General features: G+C 73.8%; 23 protein-coding genes, 1 pseudogene and 1 riboswitch. Of the genes and pseudogenes, 9 read left to right on the top strand and 15 right to left on the bottom strand.

Annotation, left to right across the window (positions count from 1 at the left end):
* Positions 1–194: 194 nt before the first annotated feature.
* The gene (locus tag F4559_RS22175; protein ID WP_184671591.1) at positions 195–1706 is read left to right on the top strand and encodes a serine/threonine-protein kinase; all 1512 of its coding nucleotides are present in this window, start codon (positions 195–197) and stop codon (positions 1704–1706) included.
* Positions 1707–1751: 45 nt separating this feature from the next.
* On the opposite strand, the gene F4559_RS22170 is transcribed toward F4559_RS22175, so the two are convergent.
* Positions 1752–2564 (bottom strand): enoyl-CoA hydratase/isomerase family protein, encoded by an 813-nt coding sequence (locus F4559_RS22170; RefSeq protein WP_184671589.1) that lies wholly within the window; start codon positions 2562–2564, stop codon positions 1752–1754.
* 48 nt (positions 2565–2612) lie between these two features.
* On the opposite strand from F4559_RS22170, the gene F4559_RS22165 reads away from it, so the two are divergent.
* Both F4559_RS22165 and F4559_RS22160 read left to right on the top strand, forming a co-directional pair.
* Entirely contained in the window at positions 2613–3080 is a 468-nt protein-coding gene (locus tag F4559_RS22165; RefSeq protein ID WP_184671587.1) for a GNAT family N-acetyltransferase, read from the top strand.
* A gap of 156 nt (positions 3081–3236) precedes the next feature.
* Entirely contained in the window at positions 3237–3728 is a 492-nt protein-coding gene (locus F4559_RS22160; RefSeq protein WP_312865766.1) for a LuxR C-terminal-related transcriptional regulator, read from the top strand.
* A 175-nt stretch (positions 3729–3903) separates the two neighbouring features.
* Here F4559_RS22160 and F4559_RS22155 read toward each other — a convergent pair whose 3' ends face one another.
* From F4559_RS22155 to F4559_RS36815, 5 genes are all read right to left on the bottom strand, one after another.
* Entirely contained in the window at positions 3904–6699 is a 2796-nt protein-coding gene (locus F4559_RS22155; RefSeq protein WP_184671583.1) for an ATP-binding protein, read from the bottom strand.
* 250 nt (positions 6700–6949) lie between these two features.
* A complete protein-coding gene (locus tag F4559_RS22150; protein ID WP_312865765.1) occupies positions 6950–8527 on the bottom strand; it encodes a phytoene desaturase family protein in 1578 nt (525 codons plus the stop codon).
* A 235-nt stretch (positions 8528–8762) separates the two neighbouring features.
* Complete coding sequence (locus F4559_RS22145) at positions 8763–11114, bottom strand: Tex family protein (protein ID WP_184671578.1); 2352 nt, start codon at positions 11112–11114, stop codon at positions 8763–8765.
* Between the two features lie 123 nt (positions 11115–11237).
* Positions 11238–12335, bottom strand: a complete 1098-nt coding sequence (locus tag F4559_RS22140) for an ROK family protein (protein ID WP_312865764.1) — start codon at positions 12333–12335, stop codon at positions 11238–11240.
* An 81-nt stretch (positions 12336–12416) separates the two neighbouring features.
* Positions 12417–12503: a putative leader peptide gene (locus F4559_RS36815; RefSeq protein ID WP_376774722.1), complete on the bottom strand. Its 87-nt coding sequence runs from the start codon at positions 12501–12503 to the stop codon at positions 12417–12419.
* Positions 12504–12662: 159 nt separating this feature from the next.
* Here F4559_RS36815 and F4559_RS22135 point away from each other — a divergent pair, with 159 nt between their 5' ends.
* Both F4559_RS22135 and F4559_RS22130 read left to right on the top strand, forming a co-directional pair.
* The gene (locus F4559_RS22135) at positions 12663–13403 is read left to right on the top strand and encodes an esterase/lipase family protein (RefSeq protein WP_184671574.1); all 741 of its coding nucleotides are present in this window, start codon (positions 12663–12665) and stop codon (positions 13401–13403) included.
* A gap of 105 nt (positions 13404–13508) precedes the next feature.
* Positions 13509–14258 (top strand): annotated as a pseudogene (locus F4559_RS22130) (enoyl-CoA hydratase/isomerase family protein); the annotation flags it as partial.
* A gap of 276 nt (positions 14259–14534) precedes the next feature.
* Here the strand turns inward: F4559_RS22130 and F4559_RS22125 are convergent.
* The 5 genes from F4559_RS22125 to srmL form a co-directional block, all read right to left on the bottom strand.
* On the bottom strand, positions 14535–14813 hold the full coding sequence (locus F4559_RS22125; protein WP_184671569.1) for a DUF4235 domain-containing protein: 279 nt from the start codon (positions 14811–14813) through the stop codon (positions 14535–14537).
* Positions 14810–15271 carry a DUF3618 domain-containing protein gene (locus tag F4559_RS34575; protein WP_221447342.1) on the bottom strand — a complete coding sequence of 154 codons (462 nt, stop codon included), beginning with the start codon at positions 15269–15271 and terminating at the stop codon, positions 14810–14812. The genes F4559_RS22125 and F4559_RS34575 overlap by 4 nt, the downstream gene beginning before the upstream one ends.
* Positions 15268–15663 (bottom strand): phage holin family protein, encoded by a 396-nt coding sequence (locus F4559_RS22115; RefSeq protein WP_184671567.1) that lies wholly within the window; start codon positions 15661–15663, stop codon positions 15268–15270. Before F4559_RS22115 ends, F4559_RS34575 begins: the two co-directional genes overlap by 4 nt.
* A 126-nt stretch (positions 15664–15789) precedes the next feature.
* Complete coding sequence (trxA, locus tag F4559_RS22110; RefSeq protein ID WP_184671565.1) at positions 15790–16158, bottom strand: thioredoxin; 369 nt, start codon at positions 16156–16158, stop codon at positions 15790–15792.
* A 117-nt stretch (positions 16159–16275) separates the two neighbouring features.
* A complete protein-coding gene (gene srmL / locus F4559_RS22105; RefSeq protein ID WP_184671563.1) occupies positions 16276–17301 on the bottom strand; it encodes a PheS-related mystery ligase SrmL in 1026 nt (341 codons plus the stop codon).
* A 172-nt stretch (positions 17302–17473) separates the two neighbouring features.
* On the opposite strand from srmL, the gene F4559_RS35410 reads away from it, so the two are divergent.
* From F4559_RS35410 to cobM, 3 genes are read left to right on the top strand one after another with little or no spacing between them, the layout of a single operon-like run.
* Positions 17474–17854: a pyridoxamine 5'-phosphate oxidase family protein gene (locus F4559_RS35410; protein ID WP_184671561.1), complete on the top strand. Its 381-nt coding sequence runs from the start codon at positions 17474–17476 to the stop codon at positions 17852–17854.
* The gene (gene cbiE, locus F4559_RS22095) at positions 17851–18996 is read left to right on the top strand and encodes a precorrin-6y C5,15-methyltransferase (decarboxylating) subunit CbiE (protein ID WP_184671559.1); all 1146 of its coding nucleotides are present in this window, start codon (positions 17851–17853) and stop codon (positions 18994–18996) included. The genes F4559_RS35410 and cbiE overlap by 4 nt, the downstream gene beginning before the upstream one ends.
* A 49-nt stretch (positions 18997–19045) precedes the next feature.
* Positions 19046–19789 (top strand): precorrin-4 C(11)-methyltransferase, encoded by a 744-nt coding sequence (gene cobM / locus F4559_RS22090; protein ID WP_184671557.1) that lies wholly within the window; start codon positions 19046–19048, stop codon positions 19787–19789.
* A 101-nt stretch (positions 19790–19890) separates the two neighbouring features.
* Here the strand turns inward: cobM and F4559_RS22085 are convergent, their stop codons facing one another.
* Complete coding sequence (locus F4559_RS22085) at positions 19891–20940, bottom strand: cobalt-precorrin-5B (C(1))-methyltransferase (RefSeq protein WP_184671555.1); 1050 nt, start codon at positions 20938–20940, stop codon at positions 19891–19893.
* Between the two features lie 17 nt (positions 20941–20957).
* On the opposite strand from F4559_RS22085, the gene F4559_RS22080 reads away from it, so the two are divergent.
* Positions 20958–21671, top strand: a complete 714-nt coding sequence (locus tag F4559_RS22080) for a cobalt-precorrin-6A reductase (protein ID WP_184671553.1) — start codon at positions 20958–20960, stop codon at positions 21669–21671.
* On the opposite strand, the gene F4559_RS22075 is transcribed toward F4559_RS22080, so the two are convergent.
* From F4559_RS22075 to F4559_RS22065, 3 genes are read right to left on the bottom strand one after another with little or no spacing between them, the layout of a single operon-like run.
* Complete coding sequence (locus F4559_RS22075; protein ID WP_184671551.1) at positions 21646–23100, bottom strand: precorrin-2 C(20)-methyltransferase; 1455 nt, start codon at positions 23098–23100, stop codon at positions 21646–21648. The genes F4559_RS22080 and F4559_RS22075 overlap by 26 nt on opposite strands.
* A complete protein-coding gene (locus F4559_RS22070; RefSeq protein ID WP_184671549.1) occupies positions 23097–23723 on the bottom strand; it encodes a precorrin-8X methylmutase in 627 nt (208 codons plus the stop codon). Before F4559_RS22070 ends, F4559_RS22075 begins: the two co-directional genes overlap by 4 nt.
* Positions 23720–24730 carry a ferredoxin-like domain-containing protein gene (locus tag F4559_RS22065; protein WP_184671547.1) on the bottom strand — a complete coding sequence of 337 codons (1011 nt, stop codon included), beginning with the start codon at positions 24728–24730 and terminating at the stop codon, positions 23720–23722. The genes F4559_RS22070 and F4559_RS22065 overlap by 4 nt, the downstream gene beginning before the upstream one ends.
* Positions 24731–24737: 7 nt before the next feature.
* Positions 24738–24876: riboswitch (cobalamin riboswitch) on the top strand.
* Positions 24877–24896: the final 20 nt, after the last annotated feature.

Here is a 24896-nt window from a genome sequence, read left to right as displayed (position 1 = left end):
ACAGGTGACCCTCGACCCGCACGTTCCGCGTCCGGACACCGGGGGTTGTGCGTTGCGACACCTTCCCGACGTCGCCGCACACCCTCCCGGCGCAGCTCACCCCCGGTCCCCGGACGGAATCCACGCCGGCCCGCCCGACACCGATCCCGGCCGACCGCCCCTGCCCACCCCTGGAACGCCTCTACTGTGGTCGTGTGCAGCCACTGCCCCCGGACGCCCCATCGCGGATCGGTGACTACCTGCTGCTGGCCGGCCTCGGCTGCGGCGCGATGGGGTCGGTCTTCCTGGCCCGCTCGCGTGGCGGGCGTCCCGTCGCGGTCAAGGTCGCGCGGCCCGAACTCGCCGACAACTCCGAGTTCCGCGAGCGCTTCCGCCGCGAGGTCGAGATGGCCCGCTCGGTGGGCGGTTTCTGGACCGCCACGGTCGTCGACGCCGACCCGGATGCCGAACGCCCCTGGATGGCCACCGAGTACGTGCCCGGCCCCACGCTCCAGCAGGCCGTCCAGGAGCACGGCCCGCTGCCCGAACGCGCGGTGCGTCGCCTCGCCGGCGGCCTGGCCGAGGCCCTGGTCGCGATCCACGGCGCGGGTCTGGTGCACCGCGACCTCAAGCCGTCCAACGTGCTGCTGGCCGCGGACGGCCCGCGCGTCATCGACTTCGGCATCGCCCGCGCGCTGGAGCACTCGGCGCTGACCGAGGCCGGCATCGTGTTCGGCACGCCCGGCTACCTGTCCCCGGAGCAGGTCGTCGGTGCCGAGATCACGTCCCGCAGCGACGTCTTCGCCCTCGGCTCGATCCTGGTCTACGCCGCGACCGGTGCCGGGCCGTTCGGCGAGGGCGCCACGTCCGCGCTCGTCTACCGGGTCGTGCACCAGGACCCGGACCTGGCGCGGATCCCGCCCGGTCTCGCGCCGTTGATCAAGCCCTGCCTGGCCCGCGACCCGGCCGACCGGCTCACGCCGTCCCGCCTGCTGGAACTCGTGGGCCCGCCGTCGGCCGAGCCGTCGTGGCTGCCCGAGCGGATCCGGAGCCTGGTCGAGGCCCGGCACACCGAGCTGAGCCGGCTGGACGCCAAACCGCCTACGCGCGTGGCGGCCGAACGCCGTCCGCCGACCAGGGTGCTGGTGGAGGAACGTCCCGCGCCCACACCGCCCCGGCGCCGGACCGCCGAACGGACGCCGGCCAAGGTCACCGCGACGGGCAAGTCCTTCCACACCTCGCGGGTGGTCGGCCTGACCTGGACCGGTGTGAACGTGGTCGCCGCGACCGTGTGCGCGGCCGTGGCCGGCGCCGGCACGGACGCCCACCCGGCCGTCCGCGCCGCCGCCCTGGTGGTGTTCCTGGTGTTCGTGCTGGCCGCGGCACGTCTGTTCGTCGGTTCGGTGCGCACGCAGCTCAAGCTCGACGTCGGTCCGCAGGGGCTGACCCTGTCCAACGGCGAGGAGACCACCCGGGTCCCGTGGTACGCGATGTCCCGGGTGCACATCGACACGCACCGCGCACGGCCGTGGGTCGTCGTTCACCTGACCAGCGCAGGCTGGGTCCCGAAGCCACTCGGACGGGGTAGCTTCGCCAAGCACAAGGGCGGCGGCCTGCGGGTGTACCCGGTGTCGCACGAGCGCTACCGCAAACGGCGGGAACGCGACCTGGTCGAGCTGCGGTCCGCGCTGGCCTGGTACGGCACCAAGGTCTACGACCCGCGCTGAAGCCGTCCGGTCCCGACCGGCCCGGCGACCGCATCGAGGTCGGGCTCAGCGACCGCCGAACGTCGCCCGTCCCGGCCCGTCCGCCAGGAACGACCGCACGGCGCCGCGCAGGTCCTCGGTGTCGAACAGCCCGGCCGCGATCGCGGGCACGTGCTCGTCCGCCTCGGCGACCCCGCCGCTCTCGTAGTGCGCGAGCACGCGTTTCGTGGCCGCGTGCGCCAGGGTCGGCCCGGCCGCCAGGTCCTGCGCGAACGCGACCACCGCGTCGTCGAAGCCCTCGTCGGGCAGCACGCGGTTGACCACGCCCCAACGCTCCAGCGTCGCGGCGTCGAACCGGTCGCCGGTCATGACGACCTCCTTGGCCCGGCCGACACCCGCCCGCGCGGCCAGCCGCTGCGTGCCGCCCATGGCCGGCGTCAACCCGATCACCTTCTCGACCAGGCCGAACGTCGCGCCGCGCGCGGCGAGAATCAGGTCGCACCCGAGCGCCAGCTCGAAAGCCCAGGTCAGGCACACCCCGTGGGCGGCGAACACGGTCGGGAACGGCAGCGCGGCCACCCGGTCCGGCAGGTCGATCATCCGGTCGAACAGCAGCTTCGCGCCGGTCACGGTGTGCTGCACGGCGAACAGGTTCACGTCGACGCCGCCGCTGACCACGCGTCCCTCGGCGCGGACCAGCAGGGCGCGGGCGGGCCGGTCCTCCAGGTCGCCGAGCGCGCCGTCGAGCAGTTCGTGCAGATCGGCGGTGTAGAGGTTCAGCGGGGGAGCGTCGAATGTGAGGATCGCGAGCCCCGCAACGTCCCGCTCCACGCGGACCTGTCCCTCAGACACGGGCCGGACCTTACACGCGTCGGGCATGCGGATAAGCCCGTGCCCGAATGGCCTATCGGACCGCAGAATGCGCCCATGACTTCCTGGTCCGTCCACCGGGTCGCGCCCGGGGACCCGGTCGCGGCCGGCCTCGTCCGCGCGTACCTGTCGGACATCGTCGGCCGCTATTACGGCAGGCCCGCGACCTCGGCGGACGTCGACACGGCGTTGGCCGAGGACCCGACCGACGACCTGGTGGGCTTCTTCGTCGGCCACCACGACGGGCGACCGGCGGGCTGCGCCGGGTTTCGCCTGGTGACGCCGGACATGGCCGAGTCGAAACGGCTCTACGTCGAACGGAGCAGTCGCGGCACCGGTGGGGGAGCCGCACTGCTGATGGCCGTCGAGCGCGCGGCGTCGTCACGGGGAGCGACGAAGATCCGTCTCGATACGCGAACGGACCTGGTGGAAGCGCGGGCGTTGTACGCCCGACACGGCTACTCGGAGGTCGAGCGCTACTCCGCGGGCCGCTACGCGGAGCACTTCTTCACCAAGGCGCTATGAGGGCCATCAGGGAGTCGAATAGGCCGTGTGAGGTGTCTCACTTGACAGTGTATTAGGGCCACAGTTGAGTAGTGGCGAAAAAGTCGGCCGCGGAATGAAATGGGGATCAGTCCAGTGGCTTTCGCCGTCGAGTTGACATTTCGTGATGCGCGCCAGGTGCGTCGTTCCATTCACCTGGCCCATCGTGAATACTGGCGCCCGCTCGCCGAGCAGGGCGTGCTGGTGGGAACGGGTCCGTGGGCCGACGGCTCCGGTGTGCTGCTCATCTGCCAGGTGCCCGACGAGGCAGCGGCGCGCGACCTCGTGCGTGGCGACCCGTACGTCCGGTCGCAGTCGATCGCCGAGGTGCGCATCCGGCAGTGGCACGTGCTGCTGGGTCTGCCCGAGGGCGAGCGCGTCCCGGGCATGGTCCGGCCGCGCGACGGGCAGAGCGCCGACTCGCGCACCCGCGAGCCGTTGACACCGCATGAGCACCGGATCGCGCTGATGATGTTGGAGGGCATGACCAACCGCCAGATCGCCGAGCACTTCTCGGTGTCGACGCGGGCGGTCGAACTCCACATCACCCGCATCTACCGCAAGCTCGACATCGGTCGCCGAGCACAACTCGCCGCCGCGATGCCCTGGGGCCAACGCTCCTACCTCTGAGGACTCCCGCCGGACCCGCGGCGTCCTCTGCCGGACACGCAAGCTCGGGCACGTGCGACCCACGTGCCCGAGCGGGTGTCCGGGGGTGCCCGAGTATGCGGTCCACGGTGCTCCAGTGCGTGTTTCGGGGTGCCTGAGTGCGTGTTTCAGGGTGTCCGAGTGGAGGACTCGCGCGTCAGGCGCGCAGGTCCGCGCGGGAGGCCACGCCGAGCTTGCGCAGCACCCGGGCCACGTGCTGCTCCACCGTCCGGGGCGACAGGAACAGCACGTCGGCGATCTCGCGGTTCGTCCGCCCCTGGGCCAGCAGTCGGGCCACCTCCCGCTCACGCGGCGACAGGGCGTTGCCGTACCCCCGCCGCCCCCGTCGGGAAGGCGTGGAGGCGCCGGTACCGCGCACCACGTGACGGCAGCGCGCGGCGTCCCTGCTCGCACCCAGGGCGTCGAAGCGGTCGGCCACCTCCGTCAGGGCCGACGCGTCGCCGTTCGCCAAGGCGTGCAACGCGATCCGCTCCACCAGCAGCGTCGAGTGGTACGGCAGCACCAACGCGTCCGCCGCCCGGCGTGCCGACTCCAGCAGCGGCACCGGCTCGTCCGCCAGGTAGGCCCGGCAGGTGAGCAGACCGAGATCGGCCAACGGCGCGTTCCGGTCCGCCACGCCCGCGCTCATCTCCTCGACGAGCTTCACCGCGTCCTCGACCCGCCCACCCGCCGAGTACGCGTCGACGGCGGCCGGTGCCAGTTCGCCGGTCCAGACCCACACGCCCTTGCGCCGGGCCAGGTCCACGCCCCGGTCCGCCTCCGCACAGGCACCCGGCACGTCGCCGCGGGCCAGGCACAGCCGGGCCAGCGCCGCGAAGCCGCCCAGGGCCACCGGCGTGATCGAGTTCTCCACGTCGCGCACCCCGCTGTCCGCCAGGTACCGCTCGGCGTCCGGCCAGTCGCCCCGCGCCACCGCCAGCGAGCCCAGCACCAACGAGATCTCGGCCGCGACCGGCAGCAGTTCGCGGTACTCCTCCAGCAGGCGCGCGCCGCGCTCGGCCAGCGTGCCCCACTCGCCCCGGTACCAGTCGAGGTGGATGCTGGTCGACTGGCCGGTGCTCGCGGTGAACGGCACGCCCGCGCCCACGGTCAGCCGCAGCCCCCGGTCCAGCAGCCGACGGGCCAGGTCGAAGTGGCCGACCAACGCGCACGCGTCCGCCAGGTTGCAGTTCGCCCGCGCCAGGTGGCGCCGCGTGGCCACGTCCGCCGAGGTCTCCGGCAGCTCGTCCAGTTCGGACAGCACGGCGTGCTCGCCGATGCTCATCCGCGACCCGAGTTCGTTGGCCAGGAGCGAGAACCGCACGTCGTCCTGGGGGCACTCGCGGATGAAGTCGTCCACCAGCCGCATCCAGCGCAGGTGTTCGCGCACCGGGGTGTCCCCGACGAACGGCTGCGCCATGACGGTCACGCCGCGCATCGCCAGGTCCGGTCGCGACGTCAACTCCTCGATGGCCACCTCGATCTGCGCCCGTGCCTGCCGGACGCCCGCGAACTGCCGGATCAGCAGGTAGCCGAAGTTCAGCCGCACCTCGCCGCGGGCCGCCGTGGACAGCCGGGGATCGGTCAGCAGCCGCTCCAGCGTCGCGCGCGGGTCGTGCTGGTCGATGCCGCCGCGGGCCACCTGCCCGAGCTTCACCGCCAGTCTGTCCACATCGGACGGTTCCAGGGCGGCCTCGTCCAGCAGTCGCCGGTACAGGTTGGTCGCGGTCGCCGGTTCGCCCACCTCCTGGGCGCGGTCCGCCGCGGCCTCGCCGTGCAGCAGCCAGTCCGCGTGCAGGCCCGCGCGGCGGCTCTGCTCGGCGAGCTGCATGTACGGGCGGGGCGTCACGTGTGACAGTGCGGCGACCGCCCGCACGTGCAGGCGTTGCCGCTCCGGACCGGTCAACGTGTCGTACACGGCCTGCTGCGCCAACGCGTGCCGGAAGCCGTAGCGCACGTCCGTCGTCTCGTACAGCACGCCGCTTTGCAACGCGTGCGTCAACGCGGCCCGCGCGCGGTCCGGCTCCACCGCGCCGACACGGGCCAGAAGTCCTTCGTCGGCAGGCACTCCGAGGACGGCGGCGGCCTGCGCGAGCCGTCGGCCGGTGCGCGGCAACCGGGCCAGGCGCTCGGCCATGGCGTCGCGCAGCAGAGCCGGCACCTCGACCTCGTCGAGCAGCCCCCAGTCCGGGCCGCGCACCGCGCGCACCATCTCCTCGACCACGAACGGGATGCCGGCCGTGCGTTCGTGCAGCCGGGCGGCGAACCGCGCGGGCACGGCGTCCACGTCCAGTATCGCGGCGGCCAGCTCGCGCACCTGGTCCACGTCCAGCGGTGCCAGTTCGAGCACCGCGCCGGGCACGCCCGCCGGTGGTCGGTACGCGCTGCCCAACGGCATGCCGCCGGGCGCGTCCTCACGGCGGTAGGTCACGAGCACGGTCGCGTTCGGCGGCGGGTCGGCCATCAGGAAGCGGAGGAGGTTGCGGCACCCGTCGTCGGCCCAGTGCAGGTCCTCCACGACCAGCAGCACGGGACCGAGGACCGACAGCAGTTCGCGGGTGGCGCGGAAGAGCTGGTGGCGTTCGTGCCGGGGGTCCTCGGGGCGTTGCGGCAACCCGGGCAGGTGGGCGGCGATCTCCGGCAGCAGGGGGCGCAGCGCGCCGGTCACCGGGCTCAACTCCTTGCGCCGCAGCAGAACGCCGACCCCGCGCAACGCGTCGAGCACGGCGCCGTACGGGAAGGGTTCGCGCAACGGCTGGCAGTAGCCGGTGAGCACGTGCAGGGGCGCGACCTCGGGGCGGCCGAGCAGTTCGCGCACGAGCCGGCTCTTGCCGACCCCCGCCTCGCCCGCGACGAGGGCGACCGACGGTTGCGCGGACACCACGTCGATCAGCGCACCGAGTTCCGCCCCTCGACCGACGAGGACGGGGGAACTGGTTCGCGGTGGTGTCATGCACACTCCAGGGCTCGGCCGGCCCTGCTATTAGAACGCCGAACGTGCACGGCCGGCACCCCTGGCGTCCACACCGTTCCCCGATCGCGGCCGGTGCCCGGGAATCCCGGTGGTCATGATCGATTCGGCTCCGCGCGCGGGCTCGCGAACCTCGCACACGGAGGTCACCGCGGGCTCAAGTGGTCCCGCGCCATCGCCACCCGACACGACTGCCGCCTCCCGCAGGGGCGTGCCCGCCTCTCGGGGTCCGCTAGTACACCGCCCGGTGGGCCAGGTCCACCAGCAGTCGGTACGCGTCGCCCGCGAGCCCGGCCCTGGCCAACGCCGCCCGTGCCGCGTTCGCACCGGCCGCGCCGTGGACGCCCCCGCCGGGATGCGCCGACGACCCGGCCAGGAACAGCCGGTCGACCGGCGTGTCCGCCCGCCCCAACCCCGGCACCGGCCGGAACACCAGCTGCTGGTGCACGGCCGCCGTGCCCTGGTTGATCGAGCCGCCGACGAGACTCGGGTTGGCGTCCTCCAGGTCGCCGGGACCCTGCACGACCCGGCCCAGCACCGCGTCGCGGAAGCCGGGCGCGTGCCGTTCGACCAGGTCCTCGATCACGTCCGCGTGCCGGCGCAGCCGGTCGGCGGGCCAGCGCCCGCCGCGCGGGACGTGCGTGTAGGCCCAGACCGACTCCGTGCCGGCGGGCGATCGCGACGGGTCGGCGGTCGTCATCTGGCCCATGATCAGGAACGGCGTGGTCGGCACGAGGCCGCGTTCGAGTTCGTTGGCCGAGGCCGACAACCCGTCGAGATCGCCGCCGAGGTGCACGGTCCCGGCGAGCCGGGCCTGCGGCGCCAGCCACGGGATCGGCCGCGACAACGCCCAGTCGACCTTGATCGTGGCGTCGTCCCACGCGAACCGCGCCAGGTCGTGGACCAGCCGTGCGGGCAGGTGATCGGCGCCGACCAGCCGCAGGTACAGCGTCGGCGCCGGCACGTCCGCGAGTACCGCCCGACGCGCCCGCACCAGACCGCCGGACGCGTCGCGCACCCCCAGCGCACGCCCACCCGCCACCACGACCCCGGTCACCTCCCGGCCGCACTCCACCCGCCTGCCCAGCCGTCGGACCAGGGCGTCGGTCAACGCCCCCGCGCCGCCCTCGGGCACCGGGTAGCCGACGTCCTGGCCCAGCATCGACAGCAGCCAACCGAACGCCGCCCCGCCCGCCTGCTCCGGACCGAGATCGGTGTGCATGGCGTTGCCCGCCAGCAGCAGCGGTGCGCCGACGCCGGAGAACCGGTCGGCGCCGTACGCGCGCACGGACTGCGTGAACGACCGCACCAGCCGCAACGCCTCGGCCGTGCCGAGCGCGCCGACCAGCCGGGCACCGGCCCGCACCGGCGGGAACGGCCGCAGCAGCGACTCCAGCAACGCGGCACGTGCCCGTTGCCACAGTGCGACCTCGGCGTGCCAGGCCTGCCCGTCCCCGACGCCGAACGCCTCGACCGAGGCCGCCGTCCGGTCCGGGTCGGTCGACAGCAGCACGCACCGGTCGTCGGGCAGCACGTGCGCCAGTACCTCCGGCGCCCGCCGCCACACCAGCCCGTGCCGCTCGAGCCCGAGCCCGGCGATCACCGGCGACGCCGCGCCCAGCGGGTAGAACGCGCTGAACAGGTCGGCGCGAAACCCCGGCGCCACGAGTTCCGCCGTCCGCACCGCGCCGCCCGGCACGTCGGCCGCCTCCAGCACGAGCACGTCCCACCCGGCATCGGCCAACAGGTTCGCCGCGACCAGACCGTTGGGACCGGACCCGATCACGACCGCGTCGACCTCGTCACCCACCGCGCTCCCTCCTGACCCAGGCCGCCTGACGGCCGACCCGGATCGCGGCGCACCCACCCCGACACCGGACCGCCGACACCCGACTCCGCTCGGCGAGTGGCGTCCGCGCGCATGCGGGAGCTGCCGGGACCCTGCTGCCAGCCCCTGCTGCCGACACGGGCGTCGGCCCGTACGCGTCGACCCGCGCGGCGCCATCGCGATCCCACCAACCCGATGGCGCCGTGCGGTCACCTCGCTACGAGCCGCCGAGCCCGGCCCGGCGCAACGCCTCGGCCATCGCGTTGTTCGCGGGCGGCGCCTCACGTCGGGCGCCCCGGTCGTCCTGGCGGCGGCCCCGATCCTGCCGGCCCCGGTCCTGCTGCCGACCGCGGTCCGGTTGCCCGCCCCGGTCCTGACGGGGCCCGCGCGACTGTTCCTTCTTCCCCTGACCCTGCCCCGGCTCGTCGTTCAGCCGCAGGGTCAGACCGATGCGCTTGCGCGTCGTGTCCACCTCCAACACCTTGACCCGCACCACGTCACCGGACTTGACCACGTCACGCGGGTCCTTGACGAACGTGTCCGACAGGGCCGAGATGTGCACGAGCCCGTCCTGGTGCACGCCGACGTCCACGAACGCCCCGAACGCGGCCACGTTCGTGACCACGCCCTCCAGCACCATGCCCGGCTTCAGGTCGCCGATCTTCTCCACGCCCTCGGCGAACGTGGCCGTCTTGAACGCCGGACGCGGGTCGCGCCCCGGCTTCTCCAGCTCGCGCAGGATGTCGGTGATCGTGGGCACGCCGAACTTGTCGTCGACGAAGTCCTGTGCCCGCAACGTCTTCAGCGCGGTCGTGTTGCCGATCAGCTCGACACCGGCGCGGTCCTGCATGCGCCGCACCACCGGGTACGCCTCGGGGTGCACGGAGGAGGCGTCGAGCGGGTCGTCGCCGTGCGGGATGCGCAGGAAGCCCGCGCACTGCTCGAACGCCTTCGGGCCCAGGCGGGGCACGTCCTTGAGCGAGCGGCGGCTGCGGAACGGACCGTTGGCGTCGCGGTGCGACACGATGTTCTCCGCGAGTCCGGTCGTGATGCCCGAGACCCGGGCCAGCAGCGGCACCGACGCGGTGTTCAGGTCGACGCCGACCGCGTTCACGCAGTCCTCGACGACCGCGTCCAGCGACCGCGACAGCTTCGCCTCGGCCAGGTCGTGCTGGTACTGGCCGACGCCGATCGACTTCGGGTCGATCTTGACCAGTTCGGCGAGCGGGTCCTGGAGCCGACGGGCGATGGAGACCGCGCCGCGCAGCGACACGTCCAGGTCGGGCAGTTCGGCCGACGCGAACGCCGACGCGGAGTAGACCGAGGCGCCGGCCTCGGACACCACGACCTTGGTCAGCCGCAGGTCGGGGTTGAGCTTGAGCAGGTCGGCGGCGAGCTTGTCGGTCTCGCGCGACGCCGTGCCGTTGCCGATCGCGATCAGGTCGACGGCGTGCGCCTTGCACAGCTTGCCCAGCTTCGCCAACGACTCGTCCCACCGGTTCGCGGGGACGTGCGGGTGGATCGTGTCCGTGGCGACGACCTTGCCCGTGTCGTCCACGACCGCGACCTTCACGCCCGTCCGGAAACCGGGGTCGAGGCCCATGGTCGCGCGGGTGCCGGCGGGCGCGGCGAGCAGCAGGTCGCGCAGGTTGGACGCGAACACCTTGACGGCCTCGTCCTCGGCGAACTGGCGCAGCCGCGACCGCAGGTCGATGCCCAGGTGCACGAGGATGCGCGTGCGCCATGCCCAGCGGACGGTGTCCGTGAGCCACCGGTCGGCCGGTCGCCCCTGGTCGTCGACGCCGAACCGGGACGCGATGCGCGCCTCGTACGCGGTGGGCTCGTTCTCGTCGGCGGGGTCGAACTGGAGGTCGAGGACCTCCTCCTTCTCGCCGCGCAGCAACGCCAGGATGCGGTGCGACGGCAGCTTCGTGAACGGCTCGGAGAAGTCGAAGTAGTCGGAGAACTTGGCGCCGTCCTCCTCCTTGCCCTCGCGGACCTTGCTCGCCACGCGGCCCTGCGTCCACATGCGTTCGCGCAGGTCGCCGATGAGGTCGCCGTCCTCGCCGAACCGCTCGACCAGGATGGCCCGCGCGCCCTGGAGGGCCGCGGCGACGTCCGCGACCTCCTCGGTGACGTACGCGGCGGCGGCGTCCTGCGGGTTCAGGGACGGATCCGCGAGCAGGGCGTCGGCGAGCGGTTCGAGGCCCTGCTCGCGGGCGATCTGGGCCTTGGTGCGGCGCTTGGGCTTGTACGGCAGGTAAAGGTCTTCGAGCCGGGCCTTGGAGTCGGCGGCGAGGATGCTCGCCTCCAGCGCGTCGTCGAGCTTGCCCTGCGAGCGGATGGACTCCAGCACGGCCGCGCGCCGGTCCTCGAGTTCGCGCAGGTAGCCGAGCCGCTCTTCCAGGGTGCGCAGTTGCGCGTCGTCCAGCGCCCCGGTGGCCTCCTTGCGGTAGCGGGCGATGAACGGCACGGTGGCCCCACCGTCGAGCAGGTCGACGGCGGCGGCGACCTGGCCGTCCCGCACGCCCAACTCGCCGGCGATCCTCTGGTGAATGGCTGTGGTCACCCCGGCATTGTGCCGTGCCGCCGCACGCCCCCGACCCGCCACCGGGTCACCCGAACGCGCGAGTCCTCCGCTCGGGCACCCCGGAACACGCGCTCGGACACCTCCATTCGAGTGATCACCGCGTCACGCGCACAGCTCGTGCGGGCTGCCGTAGACCGCGTCGAGCACCACCGACCCGCCGGCCACCGCGAGCACGTCGGGCCCGAAACTCGTCGCCACCACGGACCCCGCCCGGTCCCCGACCTGCCGGCGCACCTCGGCGAGGCACTCGTCCGGCAGGACGATCGAGCCCGCCTCCGTCAGCACGAGCACCTCGGGGTTGATCAGGTCCAGCAGCAGCCCGGCCGCCCGCCCCACGTGCCGGGCCCGGTCGAGCAGCAGGTCCACCGCCCGCGGGTCGCCCGCGATCGCCAGGTCGATCAACGTCGGCAGGGACGGCTCGGGGATGAGCCCGGCCCGGACCGCCCGCTCGGCGACCGCGCGGTCGGACACCGTGGCCTGGAGGCAGCCGCGCCGCCCGCACGGGCACTCGGCCGTGCTGCCGTCCAACCGCAGGTGCGCCAGCTCCCCGGCCGCCGACCCCGGTCCCTGGTGCACGCTGCCGCCGGTCACGATCGACGCGTCCACGACGTTGCCCACGAACAGGTGCACGAGACTGCTGCGGTCGCCGTGGTCGCCGAAGAGCCGTTCGGCCCGCGCCAACGCGCGGGTGTGGTTCTCCACGTGCACGGGCAGGCCGAGCGGTCGCAACGCGTCGCGCACCGGCACGTCCCGCCAGTCGAGCTGGCTGTGCCGCACGACCACGCCGCGTTCGGGGTCGACCCGACCTCCGGTGGCCACGCCGAACCCCAGCGGCGTGCGGCCGTCGGCGCACCGCTCCCGGAACAGCGGGAACCGCCGCAGCACGCCGCCGAGCACGGCCTCGGGCGACGTGCCCTCGTGGGGCACGCACTCCTGGCGCAACACCCGGCCGCGCAGGTCGACCAACGCCAACGTCACGTGCGTGTAGGCGATGTGCAGGCCGTAGCAGACGAACCGGTCGATGTCGATGTCCACGGGCACGTGCGGACGGCCGACCGTCGCGCGCGGCACCCGGGGCTCGGCGACCTCGCGTAACAGACCGAGGTCGGCGAGTTCGGCGTACTGCCGGGTCACGGCGGCGGCGCTGAGCCCGGTGAGGCGGGCGATGGTGCTGCGCGCGACGGGTCCGTTGTCCAGCACCGAACGCAGGACGGTGGAGGCGGTCGTCGCTCGACGTGGCCGAGACATCGCGGTCCCTTCGGACGGTCCGGTGTGGACGGTTCACGGGCACGACGTGCAGAGCGCGCCCGCCTGCCGTCGGAGATCGACGTGGCGGCGCGTGCTGAGCCCGCTTGCCTGGGACGACACGGGATCCGATGCTGGCACCCGCCCGGCGGGCGGCCAAGTGCCCCCAGGATGTGGGACGTGCTTCCGCGACCGCGCCGGCGCGGGGATGCTGGCGGTTTCACCCGGCCGGGCACATCATGGAGGAGTCCCACACGCTCGACGTGGAGCGGGGTGAACGCCATGACCGCGCCGCACCTGATCTGGTACCTCACCGAGCCGACGCGCGCGGTGGTGGACCTCGGCAGGTTCGCCACGACCCGCGCCCTGCTGCGGTCCGCGCCCACCGGCGACGGCCACACGGTGCTCGTGCTGCCCGGCCTGGCCGGCACGGACCTGACGACGACCGTGCTGCGCAGGTTCCTGGTCGGCCTCGGGTACGACGTGCACGGCTGGGGCCTGGGCTGGAACCTGGGGCCGTCGGAGCCGGCGTTGCGTGGGATGCGCGAGCTGCTCGGCCGGTTGGCGGCACGGGCGCCGGTCAGCCTCGTGGGCTGGAGCCTCGGCGGGATCTTCGCCCGCGAACTCGCCCGGGAACGCCCCGAGCTGGTGCGCCAGGTCGTGACGCTGGGCAGCCCGTACCGGTTGACGGACCTGCGGGACACCCGCGTGAACCCGCTGTACCGCTTCCTCGCCAGGCTGTCGTCGGCCGTCGTGGCTCCGCCGCCGGCCGAGGCGGGTCGGCCGCCGTTCCCGGTGCCGGCGACGTCGCTGTACTCGAAGTCGGACGGGATCGTGCCGTGGCGGTCGTGCCGTGAGGAGCCGGGCGGGCACGGCGAGAGCGTGGAGGTGGTGTGCAGCCACCTCGGCTACGCGCACAACCCCGCCGTGCTGTGGGCCGTGGCCGACCGCCTGGCCCAGCCGGCAGGCGGGTGGCGGCCGTTCGTGCCGCCCGCCGGGTTGGCCGGGATGTATCCCCGCTGAGGGTCCATTGTGGGCGGTGTTCACCTGATCGAAGGTGCCCGAGTGCGTATTTCGGGGTGTCCGAGCGGAGGACTCGCGGGGGTGGCGGGGCGATACGCTGCGGGCGTGACGTTCAGGCTCGACCTCAGGGGACCGGTCGCGGAGCTGACCATCGACCGGCCCGCCAAGCGGAACGCGATCTCGTTCGGGATGTGGTCGTCGTTGCCGGGGCTGATGGACCGGGTGCGGGCCGACGACGGCGTGCGCGTGCTCGTCGTGCGGGGCGGGGAGCACTTCTCGGCGGGCGCGGACATCGGCGAGTTCCGGGAGCTGCGGGCGGGTGCGGCCGGCGTCGCCCGCTACAGCGAGGCCGTCGCGGCGGGTGAACGGGCGCTGGCGGGCGTGGGCAAGCCGACGATCGCCGCGGTGGACGGGTTCTGCGTCGGCGGCGGGTGCCAGCTCGCGGTCGCCTGCGACCTGCGGATCGCGGCGTCGGACGCGCGGTTCGGCATCACCCCGGCGAAGTTGGGGATCGTCTACGGGTTCGCGTCGACGAAGCGGCTCGTCGACCTGGTCGGCCCGGCGTGGACCAAGCAGATCCTGTACGGCGCGGAGCTGCTGGACGCGGCGACGGCGCTGCGGATCGGCCTGGTCAACGAGGTGCACGACGACGTCCGCGTGCGGGCCAAGGAGTTGGCCGAGGTCATCGCCTCACGGTCGTGGGTCAGCGTGCGCGGGGCGCGGACGATCGTCGACCTGATCGCCGAGGGCGGGCGGGAGGACGACGGGGTGCGCGCGCTCTACGAGGAGGCCGCGCACAGCGCCGACTACGCGGAGGGCGTGGCCGCGTTCCTGGAAAAGCGCCCGCCCCGGTTCCCGGAGGCCGCCGCCGGGTACCAGGTCGACATGACCCAGTCCGAGACGACCCAGTCCGAAACGGCCCAGTCCGAGACGACCCAGCCCGGGGCACACCCGATCAATCCCGACCCGCCGTACGCGCCCGGGACCCCGGAACCACCGGATCTCGACGTGGACCCCGAACAGTTCCTGGAGGACGACGAGAAGGAGCGGCGTCGGCGGGCGGGCGACGTCGACGAACCGGCCTGAGGCCGCCGGCGGGCCCGACCGTCGTGGCCCGGGCCGCCAAGCGACCTAGTCGACGTCCTGCGTGTCGCCGGGCCACTCGCCGGTCAGCTTGTCGTAGCCGATGGCGCCCGCGCGGTCGATCGCCGCGCGCACCAGGCCGAACACCGCGCCCTGGAGGGCGGCGGCCAGGAGGATCTCGCCCCAGCCCCGGTCCTTCTGGGTCGGCGTCGGTGCCACGCGGTCGCCGCTGACCAGCTTCCACAGCCGGTCGAAGACCTTGCCCGCGAGGAACCCGCCGAGCAGCCCGAACGCCAGGCCGAGGGGTCGGTAGAGCAGCTTGCTCACGAGCGCCTCCCGCGCACCAGCCACACCACGGCGATCAGCACGACCGCGCCCGCGGCGGCCAGGACCACCGGTTGCCGGGCCCGCTCCCGCACCGTCGGGGGCAGGGACTCGACCGCGCGGACGGCCCGGTCCGCGATCTCGCCGGCGATCTGCTGCGTGCGGTCGACCACGACGTGAGCGGTCTCGCCGACCTGGTCCGCGAGCCGGCTTGCCCGGTCTTCCACCTGGCCGGCGACCTCGCGGGTCGTGTCGGCGACCTGGCCGGCCAGGTCGCCGGTGCGGTCGGCCACCTCGGCTGCCGTGTCCCTGACGGCTTCGACGCCGTCGTGCACGGAGTCCTTCACGCGCCCGGGCACGTCGGCCTTGTGCGCGAGCTGTTCGACCGTGTCGCCCAGGTCGCGCCTGGTCTGTTCGATGTCCGCGCGCAACGCGTCGGGGTCGTTCGGCACGTCGCTCATCGGTGCGCCCTCTCGCTCACAGTGGAGATGTCCGCCTTCATGCTTTCGATGGCCTCTTCGGGAACGGGAGGAGTGCCGCGCGCGATCTGCCGCCGACCGATCAGCGCCAGCACCCCGGCGACGGCGAACACCGCGACGGTGACCACGAACGCGGCCGACCACGCGGGCATCGCCAGTGCCAGGGTCAGCACCAGCGCCGCGATCAGCGTGCCGACGCCGAACCAGGCGAGCACACCGGCACCGCCGAGCAGGCCCGCGCCGATGCCGACGTGGCGGCCCTTCTCCTTGATCTCGGCGACCGCCAGGCGCATCTCCTCGCGCGCGAGCCGACTCACCTGTTCGGACAGTCGGCCGACCAGTTCGGCGGTCGACGCCTCCTGAACGCGGGTCATGGCCGTCTCCTCTCGTCTCCGTCACCGACTACCCACTCGGGTCACGGTGTACGCCCACACGATCGGAGTACGGACGACAAAGGGCCGGGCACCGGTCCTGACCCGGTGCCCGGCCCCCGTCCCCGGTCAGCCCTGCCGCTCTGCCTCGGCCACTTCCTTGCGGATCTTCTCCATGTCCACCTGGCGGGCCTGCTCGATCAGGTCCTCCAGCGCGGTCTCGGGCAGGGCGCCCGGCTGCGCGTAGAGCACGACGCCGTCGCGCACGATCATCAGCGTCGGGATCGAGCGGATCTGGAACGCGGCGGCCAGTTGCTGCTGTGCCTCGGTGTCGACCTTGCCGAACACGATGTCGTCGTGCTTCTGCGCGGACTTCTCGAACACCGGCGCGAACTGGCGGCACGGACCGCACCAGGACGCCCAGAAGTCGACCAGCACCAGGTCGGACCCGCCGATCACCTCGTCGAAGTTCTCCGCGGTCAGCTCAACCGTGGCCATCGGTCCTCCTCGTCACGCCGGGATCGGCTCCGGTCACCGCCTACAACGATTCCGTTACCGAGAAGATTCCCCGCAGCCGGGGTCCCTGACAATCCCGCGGCCGACGGGTGCGATTGTTCAATGACTGGATCGTTCAACAATCGCCGCGTAGACGGCGTCCCGGGCCCGGTTGGCCTCCGCGTCGGTCAAAGTCCGGGTCGGGTGCCGCAGCAGCAGGCGCAACAGCACGTTCTGCTGACCCGTTTTCGCGCCCAACCGCGCCACGGCCACCGCGGGCAGCTCCGCCACCGGCGTCCGCGACAGCACGGTCACCTCCTCCACGAGGTCGCCCGCCGCGGCCCGCACCACGTCACCCAGGGTCTCGCCGTCGTGCCCGGGATCGACGGCCACGGAGACGTCGCGCACCACGGCCGGATGCCGCGACACGGCCCGGTACGGTGCGAGGTCGAGCATCTGCGCGGCGACCCGGGGCTCGGTGGACGACAGCAACCGGATGTCGGGCACGCCCTTGCGCAGCATCAACAACCGGTCGAGCCCGAGCCCGAACGCCAGTCCGTGCGCGTTTTCCGGCAGCCACGCACCGCGCAGCACGGCCGCAGCCGCTGCACCACCCTCGCCCACCTCCAGCCACTGCCCGTCGACCCGCACGTCCACCTGGATCCCGGACGTCGTGTACGGGTGCGTGGCGGGCACCGTGCGGTACTCCAGGCCCGGCACCGCCGCGCCCAGCACGGTGTCCACCCAGGACAGCAGGTCGTGGCGGGTGCGCGTGATCCGCCACAGGTCGAGTTGGTGGGGCGTCCCGGAGTGCACCCGGTCGATCACGTCCCGCCGGAACACCATGCCGGCGCACGCGAGCGTGACGTCCGCCCAGTCATCCCGGGAAAGCAGGCGCAACGCGGGCGGCACCATCGCGGTCGTGTGGCTGCGCAGCATGCGTCCGGGCGTGGTGTAGCGGGTGTACCGGGCGTCGCGGGTGATCGCGTCCGGCGGGTAGCCGAGCCGGGTGTAGTTGTCGTCGACGGACACCTCGGGGTGGTCGCGGACCACCCGGACCTCGCCGGGCAGGGCGGCCAGGACTTCGTCGAGCAGGACCTGCATCGCGTGCGGACCGTACGCGGGATCGCTGAGATCACGTGACATCGGGTGAATCCCCTCGGGAACGGCGTGGACGGAGGAAACCCCCGCGCCGGTCCGCCGACGGGACCGCGGGTGGACTAGCGCACGGCCCCGAGGGCCGGGATTCCCGGCCGGGGGCGGCTAAATCGCTGCGTCACGTTTTCAGCGTAGCGGGTCGATGTCGCATGATGCACCCATGTTGTCGAGCAAGGGCGAGGACTTCGCGACGTTCTGGGCCGAGCGCCACCTGTGCACGCTGACCACGCTGCGACCGGACGGCACACCGCACGTGGTCCCGGTCGGCGTCACGCTGGACGTGGCCGCGGGCGTCGCCCGGGTGATCACCTCGCGCGGGTCGCGCAAGGCGCGCAACGTCGTGGCCACGGGCCGTGCCGTCGTGTGCCAGGTCGACGGCGCCCGGTGGTCGACGCTGGAGGGCACGGCCGTGCTGCGCACCGACGCCGCGTCGGTCGCCGACGCGGAGGAGCGCTACGCCCGCCGCTACCGCACGCCGCGACCCAACCCGGAGCGGGCCGTGATCGAGATCGTCGTCACCCGCGCGCTGGGCACGGTGTGATCACCGTCGTCGGCATCGGCGCGGACGGCTGGGGCGGCCTGCCGGACGCGACCCGCCACCTCGTCGCCACGCACGACGTGCTCGTGGGCAGCGGGCGGCAGCTGGCCCTCGTGCCCGGCCAGTACGAGCGGGTGAAGCTGCCCTCGCCGCTGCTGGCCAACCTGCCGGCGTTGCTCGACGATCTGGCGGGCAAAGCCGTGTGCGTGCTGGCCAGCGGGGACCCGATGTTCCACGGCATCGGCTCGACGCTGGTGCGGCTGCTGGGCGCCGGGAGCGTCAAGGCCGTGCCGCACCCGTCGTCCGCGTCGCTGGCCTGCGCCCGGCTCGGCTGGGCGCTGGACGCGGTCGACGTGGTGAGCCTGGTCGGTCGGCCGACGGCGGCGCTGGTGCCGTTCCTGCACCCCGGACGGCGCGTGCTGGTGCTGGGCGGCGTGCCCGCCGAGGTCGCGGCCGTGGCCAGGGACGCGCGGATCACCGTGCTGGAACAGCTCGGCGGCCCGCTCGAACGCGTGCACCACGACCTGCCGTCCGCCGACCCGCTGCACGTGCTGGCGGTGGAGTGCGGCGAAGGCGGGTACGCGCTCGTGCCCGGCCTGCCCGACGACGCCTACGAGCACGACGGCCAGCTCACCAAGCGCGAGGTGCGCGCGGTGACCCTGGCCCTGCTCGCGCCCCGGCCGGGCGAGTTGCTGTGGGACGTCGGCGCGGGGTCGGGTTCCCTCGCCGTGGAGTGGTCGCGGGTGCACCCGACCTGTCGGGCGATCGCCGTGGAGCGCAACGAATCCCGGGCCGCCCGGATCACGCGCAACGCCCGGAGCCTGGGCGTGCCGACGATCCGGGTGGTGGTGGGGGAGAGCCCCGACGTGCTCGACTTCGAAGCGCCCGACGCGGTGTTCATCGGCGGTGGCGTCACGGCCGAGGGTGCGGTGGAAACCTGTTGGCGTGCCGTGAAAACCGGCGGACGGCTCGTGGCCAACGCGGTCACCCTGGAGTCCGAGGCGGTGCTGACGCGGTGGCAGCGCGAGCTGGGCGGCTCGCTCACCCGGATCGAGGTGAGCCGGGACGCGGCCGTCGGCGGGTTCACCGCGTGGCGCCCGCAGCTGCCGGTGACGATCTGGTCCGTGCGCAAGGAGTTCCCGTGACCACCCGGGCAGTCGGCGCGGCGATCGTGCCGGTGGAGAAGGAGATCCCGTGACCGTCCACTTCATCGGCGCCGGGCCGGGCGCGGCCGACCTGTTGACGTTGCGCGCGGCCAGGCTCATCGCCGCCGCGCCGGTCTGCCTGTACGCGGGCGCGTTGGTGCCCGTCGAGGTGCTCGACCACTGTCCGCCGGGCGCGCGGCTGGTCGACACCGCGAACCTCACGCTCGACGAGATCGTGGCCGAACTGCTGGCCGCCCACGAGGCCGGGCACGCCGTGGCCCGCCTGCACTCGGGCGACCCGTCGGTGTTCAGCGCCATGGCCGAGCAGATGCGGCGGCTCGACGCGCTCGGCGTGCCCTACGACGTGACGCCGGGCGTGCCCGCGTTCGCCGCCGCCGCCGCGAGCCTCAAGCGGGAACTGACCGTGCCCGGCGTCGGGCAGACCGTGGTGCTCACCCGCACGGCCGCACGCGCCACGCCCATGCCGCCCGGTGAAGATCTGGAGTCGTTGGGGCGCACCGGGTCCACGCTCGTGCTGCACCTGGCCGTGCAGCGGATCACCGAGGTGGTCGCGGACCTGCTGCCGCACTACGGACCGGACTGCCCGGTCGCGGTGGTCGCCCGGGCCAGTCGCGAGGACGAACTCGTGCTGCGCGGCACGCTCGCCGACATCGCCGGACAGGTGCTGGACGCGGGCGTGCGCCGGACCGCGATCATCGTGGTGGGCCGGGTGCTGGCGGCCGAGGGGTTCGTCGACAGCCACCTGTACTCGGCGGCCCGGTGCCGGTCCTGAGCGCCGGGCGGGCGTCCGAAGAGGCGCCCGGCACGCCGGACGTCCGGCCGGACCCGCGCCCGCTGTGGCCGTCGGTTCGGAGTTCGGACCTGGCCGGATGCCTAGGCCCGGCCGACGATCACGCCCGCGCGGTCGATCACCACGATGTCCACGGCCACCGGCGTGCCGCGCAGGACACCGTCGGCGGTTTCCTTGGCGCGCGCGGCGATCAGGTCGCCCAAGGGCACACCGGCCGCCTGGCACACGCGCAACGCCCCGAGCGCGGTGTTCGCCTCGCGGATCTCGGCGGCCAGGTCGGGCGCCAGCGACGCCAGGAACTCCAGGTTCACCTGCGACCGGCCGGAGTGCAGGTCCAGGTGGCCGTCCGCGAGCTTGGACAGCTTGCCCACGCCGCCCGCGATGGTCAGCCGGGGCACGGGGTGCCGCTTGAGGTACTTGAGCACCGCGCCCGCGAAGTCGCCCATGTCCAGCAACGCGTCCTCGGGCAGGCCGTGCAGCTCGGCGGCCACCTTCTCGGACGTGCTGCCGGTGCACCCGGCCACGTGCGTGTACCCGGCGGCCCGCGCGACGTCGACGCCGCGCCGGATGCTGTCGATCCACGCCGAGCACGAGTACGGCACGACGACGCCCGTCGTGCCCAGGATCGACAGGCCGCCCAGGATGCCCAGGCGGGGGTTCCACGTGCGCTTGGCCAGTTCCTCGCCGTGGTCGACGGACACCTCGACCACGACGTCCCCGGTGCCGCCGTGGTCGGCCGCCACCCGGGCCACGTGCTCGCGCATCAACCGGCGCGGCACCGGGTTGATCGCGGGCTCGCCCACGTCCAGCGGCAGGCCGGGTTTGGTGACCGTGCCGACACCCGGCCCGGCGCGGAACACCACGCCGCTGCCCGGCTCGCCGTGCGTGACGGTCGCGCGGACCAGCGCGCCGTGCGTGACGTCCGGGTCGTCGCCCGCGTCCTTGACCACCGCCGCCATCGCCCGGTCCGCGTGGAGTTCCTCGCGGGCCAGTGCGAACTCGGGCGTCCGCCCTTTGGGCAGCGTGATGCCGACCGGGTCGGGGAATTCGCCGGTCAGCAGCGCGGTGTAGGCGGCCGTGGTCGCCGCCGTCGCGCAGGCGCCGGTGGTCCACCCGAAGCGCAGGGTCACCACGACAGGATGCGCCGGCCATGAGGACCCTGCTCGTACTGGGTGGCACGGGCGAGGGCCGGGCGCTCGCGGCGGCGCTGACCGGCTTGCGGGTCGTGTCGTCGCTGGCCGGTCGGGTGGCCGCGCCCCGGCTGCCGGTCGGCGAGGTGCGGATCGGCGGGTTCGGCGGCGTGCCCGGACTGCTCGCCTACCTGCGCCGGGAGGCGGTCGACGCGGTGGTCGACGCCACCCACCCGTTCGCCGGGCGCATCACCGCCAACGCGTTCGCCGCCACGCGCGAGGCGGGCGTGCCGTTCCTGCTCCTGCGCCGACCCGGCTGGACGCCGGTGCCCGGCGACGACTGGCACTGGGTCGACTCCGTGCGCGAAGCGGCGGCGGCCGTGGCCGGTCGGCGGGCGTTCATCACCACCGGACGCCAGGAGCTGGCCGCGTTCGCCTCGGGTGTGGCCCGCACGGTCGACCCGCCCGACCCGCCGGTGCCCGGCGTCCAGGTCCTGCTCGACCGTGGTCCGTACACAGTGGACGGTGAGCTGGAGTTGTTGCGGGCACACGGGATCGAGGTCGTGGTCACCAAGGACAGCGGCGGCGCCATGACCGCCGCCAAGCTCGCCGCCGCCCGTCACCTCGGCCTGCCGGTCGTGCTCGTGCGCCGCCCGCCCGTGCCCGACGCGCCGAGCGTGGGCACGGTGGGCGAGGCCGTCGCGTGGCTCACCGGGGGTAGCGGCGCGGGGTGAACACCGTGCCGCGCGCGGAGATCCGGGTCCGCGAGGACCCCACGATCAGCAGGCACCGCATGTCGACCGTGGTCGCGTCCAGGTCCGCCAGCCGCACGACGCGCACGGTCTCCTCGGGTCCGCCCACGTCCCGGCCGATCACCACGGGCGTGTCCGGCGAGCGGTGCGCGAGCAGCAGGTCGCGGGCCGCCGCCACCTGCCACGTGCGGGTGCGCGAAGCCGGGTTGTAGAGCGCGAGCACGAGGTCGGCGCGTGCGGCGGCCTCCAGGCGTTCGGCGATCACCTCCCACGGCTTGAGCCGGTCCGACAGCGACACCACGGCGTAGTCGTGGCCCAACGGTGCGCCGGCGCGGCTCGCGACCGCGTGGGCGGCGGTCAGGCCGGGCAGCACGCGCACGGGCACGTCGGCGTACTCGGGCTCGGCCGCGACCTCCAGCACCGCGCTGGCCATGGCGAACACGCCCGGGTCGCCCGAGGACACGACCGCGACCCGACGGCCGCGCTTGGCCAGGTCGAGCGCGAACGCCGCCCGTTCGGACTCGACCCGGTTGTCCGAGGCGTGCCGACGTTGCCGTGCCGACACCGGCACGCGGTCCAAGTACGTCACGTAGCCCACGAGGTCGTCGGCCTCGGCCAACGCGCGGCGGGCCTGCGGCGTCAGCCACTCCGGCCCGGCCGGGCCCAGGCCGACGACGACCACCTCGCCCTCGCCCGTGGGCGCCGGCGGGCCGCTGGGCAGCAGTGCCAACGAGAAGTACGGCACGCCGTCGGGATCCACTTCGGACAGTGGCGCGGTGCGCTGGCGGCCGGTGGTCGCGCGCTCCACGTACCAGGCTTCGTCCAGGCGTCCGGTGCGCTCCAACGCCTCGCGCACGGCCGGGAACGTCCGCCCCAGCTTCATGATCGCCACGGGGTCGCCGTGGGACAGGTGCCCGACGAGCGCGGCCGGGGGCAGCGTGCCGGGCAGCACGGTGAGCACCTCGTCCCGCTCGACCAACGGCGTGCCGAGCACGGCCGCGCCCGCGCTCACCGACGTGACGCCGGGGACGACCTCGGTCTCGTACCGGTGCGCCAACCGCTTGTGCAGGTGCATGTACGAGCCGTAGAAGAGCGGGTCGCCCGCCGCCAGTACGACCACGTCGCGTCCGGCGTCCAGGTGTGCGGCCAGCCGGGCCGCGCACTCGGCGTAGAACGCGTCCATCTCGCCCTGGTAGTCGTCGCTGTCCTCGGTCGTGACCGGGTAGACGAGCTGTTCCTCGACCTGGCCTTCGCGCAGGTAGGGCTCGGCGATGCCGCGCGCGACGCTGCGGCCGTGCCGCGCGCTGTGGTAGACGACCACGTCCGCGTCCCGGATCAGCCGGGCCGCCTTGACGGTCACCAGTTCCGGGTCGCCGGGTCCGACGCCGACCCCGTACAGCCTGCCGGTCATTCTTCCTCGCTCGCGATCGCGTTCAGGGCCGCCGCGGTCATGGCGCTGCCCCCGCGCCGACCGCGCACGACCAGGTACTCCAGGCCGAGGTCGTTGTCCGCCAACGCCTCCTTGGACTCGGCCGCGCCGATGAAGCCGACCGGCACGCCCAGTACGGCGGCGGGTTTCGGGGCGCCGGCCCGGATCAGGTCCAGCAGGTGGAACAACGCGGTCGGGGCGTTGCCGATCGCGACCACGGCGCCCGCGAAGCGGTCGGCGAGCAGGTCGAGCGCGGCCACGCTGCGGGTGTTGCCCAGTTCCCGGGCCAGGTCCGGCACGCGCGGGTCGTCCAGCGCGCACAGCACCTCGTTGTCGTTCGGGAGCCGCCGACGCGTCACGCCCGCGGCGACCATCTTGGCGTCGCACAGGATCGGGGCGCCGGCGAGCAGGGCGGCGCGCGCCGTGGCGACGACGTCGGGGGAGTAGGCCAGGTCGGCGACGAGGTCGACCATCCCGCACGCGTGGATCATGCGCACCGCGACCCGGGCGACGTCGTCCGGCAGCCCGGACAGGTCCGCCTCGGCGCGGATGGTGGCGAACGAACGGCGGTAGATCTCCGCGCCGTCCCGGACGTAGTCGGTCACCTGATCTCCTCGTACCCGTCGCCGGTCGCGACGTACTCCACGACGGCACCGGACGGGCGGCCACAGCGGCGTGCGCAGCCCGACCAGTGCACCCGGCCCTGGTGGGGCCGCCTGTCGATCCAGCGCGCGGCGTCCGCGCGCACGTCCGCGAGCGATTTCGCGCAGCCCGGCCGGCCGGTGCACGCGGTCACGCCGTGCCACGGGGACGCCGCGTCGGTGAACAGCCCGGTGGTGTCGGTGCCCGCCGGGACGACCACCGAACGCCACGGCGTCAGCCGCACGGGTACGCCGGCGAGCAGTCGTGCGTCCAGTCGGCCCAGCGGGACACCGGCCACGACGCGGTCGCCGACCGGTCCCGGTGCGACGGGGGTCACAGTCGGCGTGAGACGCTCGGCGTCGGAGGTGCCCAGCACGGCCGTGATCCGGGCCACACCACCGTCCACTTCGGACAACCGCCACGCCGTGCCCCTGATGTCGGCGAACAGCCGGGCGGCGGTGAGCACGGCGGCCACCGGGTCGGCGACCCGCACGCCCGTGTCCTGCCCGGCGAGCAGCAGCACGTCGTCGACCAGGCCGATGTCGCCGCCCAAGCCCGCGACGGCCGCGCCGACCGTGATCAGGAACCGGCCCGGCAGGTCGGCGAGCTGCGGTGTCGCGCACAGTCCCCGGTCGATCGCGGCCACCAGGTCGACGTTGTCGTCCAGCGGTGCGGCGACGATGTTGCGCATGCGCTCGTGGGTGGCCGAGGGCAGCAGTCCGGCGGCGCGCAGCCGGGCGCCCAGCTCGTGCTCCGTACCCGGTGCCAGGCCTCTGACCTGCACGTTCGCCCGTGAGGTGAGTTCGAGCGTGCCGTCGCCGAGATCGAGTGCGGCGGTGCGCAGCACGGCGAACCGGTCGGCGTCGAGCACCCCGCCGGGCACCCGCACGCGCGCCAGCCCGCCGTCGGCGGCGTGGTGCACGTCGACGGCGCCGGGGCAGGCGTCCGGGCGGACGCGGTCCTGGGGCATGGGCTGGATGCTACGTGGCGGTTAGGGTGACTCCCGAACGGCGAAGCAGCAGGAGGAAGCCGGTGCGAATCCGGCGCGGTCCCGCCACTGTGACCGGGGCGAGGTGTCCCGGGAGTCAGGAACTCCGCTTCGCCGTCCCCTTTCGACCTGGGGCGCGGACCCCCGA

It is taken from the genome of Saccharothrix violaceirubra, from assembly GCF_014203755.1.
Taxonomy (GTDB): domain Bacteria; phylum Actinomycetota; class Actinomycetes; order Mycobacteriales; family Pseudonocardiaceae; genus Actinosynnema; species Actinosynnema violaceirubrum.
Note: the sequence above shows the minus strand (reverse complement) of the source record. Positions and strands in the feature narration are given on the sequence as shown.

Coding starts and splice junctions, on each gene's coding strand:
- F4559_RS34575 (WP_221447342.1), bottom strand. CDS start 15,271: ATGAGCGACGTGCCGAACGACCCCGACGCGTTGCGCGCGGACATCGAA.
- F4559_RS22170 (WP_184671589.1), bottom strand. CDS start 2,564: ATGCCCGACGCGTGTAAGGTCCGGCCCGTGTCTGAGGGACAGGTCCGC.
- srmL (WP_184671563.1), bottom strand. CDS start 17,301: ATGTCACGTGATCTCAGCGATCCCGCGTACGGTCCGCACGCGATGCAG.
- F4559_RS22065 (WP_184671547.1), bottom strand. CDS start 24,730: ATGCCCCAGGACCGCGTCCGCCCGGACGCCTGCCCCGGCGCCGTCGAC.
- trxA (WP_184671565.1), bottom strand. CDS start 16,158: ATGGCCACGGTTGAGCTGACCGCGGAGAACTTCGACGAGGTGATCGGC.
- F4559_RS22115 (WP_184671567.1), bottom strand. CDS start 15,663: ATGACCCGCGTTCAGGAGGCGTCGACCGCCGAACTGGTCGGCCGACTG.
- F4559_RS35410 (WP_184671561.1), top strand. CDS start 17,474: ATGTTGTCGAGCAAGGGCGAGGACTTCGCGACGTTCTGGGCCGAGCGC.
- F4559_RS22155 (WP_184671583.1), bottom strand. CDS start 6,699: ATGACACCACCGCGAACCAGTTCCCCCGTCCTCGTCGGTCGAGGGGCG.
- F4559_RS22080 (WP_184671553.1), top strand. CDS start 20,958: ATGAGGACCCTGCTCGTACTGGGTGGCACGGGCGAGGGCCGGGCGCTC.
- F4559_RS22075 (WP_184671551.1), bottom strand. CDS start 23,100: ATGACCGGCAGGCTGTACGGGGTCGGCGTCGGACCCGGCGACCCGGAA.
- F4559_RS22165 (WP_184671587.1), top strand. CDS start 2,613: ATGACTTCCTGGTCCGTCCACCGGGTCGCGCCCGGGGACCCGGTCGCG.
- F4559_RS22135 (WP_184671574.1), top strand. CDS start 12,663: ATGACCGCGCCGCACCTGATCTGGTACCTCACCGAGCCGACGCGCGCG.